General features: G+C 52.5%; 2 protein-coding genes and 1 pseudogene. All 3 read left to right on the top strand.

From position 1 onward, the window contains the following. Window positions 1–726 (top strand): signal recognition particle-docking protein FtsY (gene ftsY, locus BG74_RS06615; RefSeq protein ID WP_073961120.1); only part of this gene is annotated, 726 nt, incomplete at its 5' end. A gap of 56 nt (window positions 727–782) precedes the next feature. Beyond that, window positions 783–1400, top strand: a pseudogene (locus BG74_RS06610) (ATP-binding cassette domain-containing protein); the annotation flags it as partial. Between the two features lie 1109 nt (window positions 1401–2509). After that, a partial coding sequence (gene rpoH, locus BG74_RS06600) for an RNA polymerase sigma factor RpoH (RefSeq protein ID WP_439895700.1) occupies window positions 2510–3268 on the top strand: 759 nt, incomplete at its 3' end.

The following is a 3268-nucleotide window of genomic DNA, read 5'->3' as shown; positions in this document are numbered from 1 at the left end:
AAACGTCGCCATCTCAAGGACGCCGAGGCGCTGTATAGTCAGTTGCGCGTGGATATGGCGGCCATCCTTGCTAATGTCGAGCGGCCGCTAGAGGTCACGGGCAAGGACCCGTTCGTTATCCTGATGGTCGGTGTTAACGGCGTGGGGAAAACTACCACCATCGGCAAACTCGCCTGGCAATATCAGATTGAAGGCAAAAGCGTCATGCTGGCCGCAGGGGATACCTTTCGCGCCGCGGCGGTGGAGCAGCTTCAGGTATGGGGCGAACGCAACCGTATCCCGGTGGTAGCGCAACAGATCGGCACTGATTCCGCGTCGGTCATCTTCAGCGCAATCCAGGCGGCCAATGCGCGCGGTATTGATGTGCTGATAGCAGATACCGCGGGGCGACTGCAGAATAGAGCGCACCTGATGGACGAGCTGAAGAAAATCGTTCGGGTAATGAAAAAGCTGGACGTTGATGCTCCCCATGAGGTTATGCTGACCCTCGACGCCAGTACCGGGCAGAATGCTGTCAACCAGGCTAACTTATTTAATGACGCGGTAGGACTAACCGGCATCGCGTTGACAAAACTGGACGGCACCGCCAAAGGTGGTGTCATTTTTGCCGTGGCGGACCGATTCAGCATCCCGATTCGCTATATTGGTGTCGGGGAGGGTATTGAGGATTTGCGGCCCTTTAAAGCCGATGATTTTATTGAGGCACTTTTTGCTCGAGAGGATTAAAAAGGATGATTCGCTTTGAACAAGTCAGCAGAGCCTATGTTGCTGGATGATAGGCTCTGCAAGGCGTGGATTTCTACCTCCGTCCGGCTGAGATGGCGTTTTTGACCTGCCATTCCGGGGAGGAGAAAGAAAAGTACCCCCTACTGAAACTGATATTCGGCATTGAGTGCCTCCCTAGCGCGGGCCAAATTTTATTTGGCGGTCACGATGATGGCAGCTGGCTGAAAAACAGCGAAATCCCGTTTCTGTGCAGTCAGATCGAGATGATCTTCCAGGATCATCATCTGCTCATGGATAGGACCGTTTATGATAATGTGGAGATGCCGCTGGTAATCTCCGACCCCGGCCTGGAGGATAATCCGCTGACGGGTCCTTGGCGGCGCTGGATAAAGTCGGCCTGCTGGACAAAGCAGGCAATTTCCCAGTGCAATTATCAAGGGGAAACAGCAGTGTATCCGGCAACTACCCGCGCCGTAGTCAACAAGCTGGCGGTGTTTCTGGCGGAGCAAGACGACAGGCAACTTGGATAATGCGGCTGTCATGAGGCATGTTGCGTTTGTTTAAATAAATTTAACCTAGTCGGCGTGATGATGATGACGCCGACCCATGATTCCGGGCTGATAGCGCGCCGGAATTGCTATATCTTTACGCTTAATCAGGGATGCATTTCCGGGGCGTCCGTGGCGAATAAATTCGGCCAGTGCGTGCGGACATTCCGACTAAAGTATCGTGCATACAAACGGCGGGAGAGGCGAAAGCGGCGAAATAAAAGGCGCCGCGCGGTGGCTCGAATCAGCTGTCGCTTGCCTGGCTGGATATGCTGGCGTCAGCTGCTAGATACACTGTTAGCTGTGATGGTGATTGCTATTTCGTTGACGTTGCCCATTTTATGTTATTTGGCATGGAAAAACGTTAGCCAGGCGACGGAGCAGTGGTATCCAACGCTTGTAGATGGCGGTGTACCCGGAAAGTGCTGGATGACGATGCGGCTATGAAGGTGATTGGCATACTCAAGCAGGGGAAGGTGTCGCCAAGGTCAATTGTCTTTCGGGCAAAGAGCTGATGGACATTCTGGAGGAAAATCTGCTGTAGGCGGCGGCTACTTCGCGCCCAAAGTCAATTTCCAGACGCCGACACGCTTAAGACTCTGCGTGACCGTATCTCCTCCACCCAGGTCGCGGATGGAAGTGCGCATAGACGACAGCTGGTTCGTCCGTCTGCCGCCGTTAGCTGGCAAGGTCTCTGCCATAATATTTATAATTTTTATTATAAATGTTTTATTTGTTATCGGCAACAGCATTCGTTTGGGCATTTTCAGCCGGTGCGAGATCATTAACGCTATGAGATTAATCGGCGCTATCTATGGGTTTACTCTGTGTCCGTTTTAAACAGTGGGCGGCGTGGTGCTGTCACTGATGCTATCCAGCTTGTTGGACTGGCAGATCGAATTGGTAGTGGCGAATGTGGCGGCGTTTGGCACAACGTTCATGCCGCACGGTTTGAGTTAGGATGAAGCTATTCTCTTGCTGCTGATTTTTGCTGCTGATTTCTTCCATAACTGGCCGGCTTGTGACTTGGCTGGCGATGGTACAACATTTAAGCTAGTTTTTACACCTGACTGAGTAAAAAATTTTTGGTATGATGAGGATCCGGATGAAGATCACAGTTGCTGAATTCACCGACGGAATTGCGATCTTATTATCAGCCGTTCAATGATGGGGCATCACGTCTTAGTGCAGGCTTTTTGAAAAACGGCATCCTAGTTTCTAGCGAGAGGTCATGAATGATCGACGAAGATATGCAAGTTTTAGCCTATATTCCCCAGGGCAGCCTGGAAGCCTATGTGAGGGCCGCTAATGCCTATCCAATGCTGACGGCGGAGGAGGAGCGGACGCTTGCTGAGCGGCTGCATTACCAGGGAGATTTGGAAGCGGCCAAACAGCTGATCCTGTCTCACCTGCGCTTTGTTGTTCATATTGCGCGTAACTATTCTGGTTATGGTCTGCCTCAGGCTGACCTGATCCAGGAAGGCAATATCGGCCTTATGAAAGCCGTCCGCCGTTTTAATCCGGAAGTAGGTGTGCGGCTGGTGTCGTTTGCGGTCCATTGGATTAAGGCAGAAATTCATGAGTACGTGCTGCGCAACTGGCGTATTGTGAAAGTGGCAACCACCAAGGCGCAGCGCAAGCTGTTCTTTAACCTGCGTAAAACCAAGCAGCGCCTGGGCTGGTTCAATCAGGACGAAGTAGAAATGGTGGCCAAGGAGTTGGGCGTGACTAGCAACGATGTCCGTGAGATGGAATCCCGCATGGTCGCAAAGGATATGACCTTCGATCCCGCGCCGGAAGATGATGCTCGAGAAGGACGGCCTATGGCGCCCATGCTCTACCTGCAGGACAAATCATCCGATTTCGCTGATGGCATCGAGGAGGATAACTGGGACGATCACGCCGCTGACAAGCTGAGCACCGCGCTGGAAGGTCTCGATGAGCGCAGCCAGGACATTATCCGCGCGCGCTGGCTGGATGACGATAACAAAAGC

This window comes from Sodalis-like endosymbiont of Proechinophthirus fluctus (assembly GCF_001602625.1).
GTDB lineage: Bacteria > Pseudomonadota > Gammaproteobacteria > Enterobacterales > Enterobacteriaceae.
The sequence above is the reverse complement of the archived record's forward strand: the minus strand, read 5'-3'. Positions and strand labels throughout refer to the sequence as shown.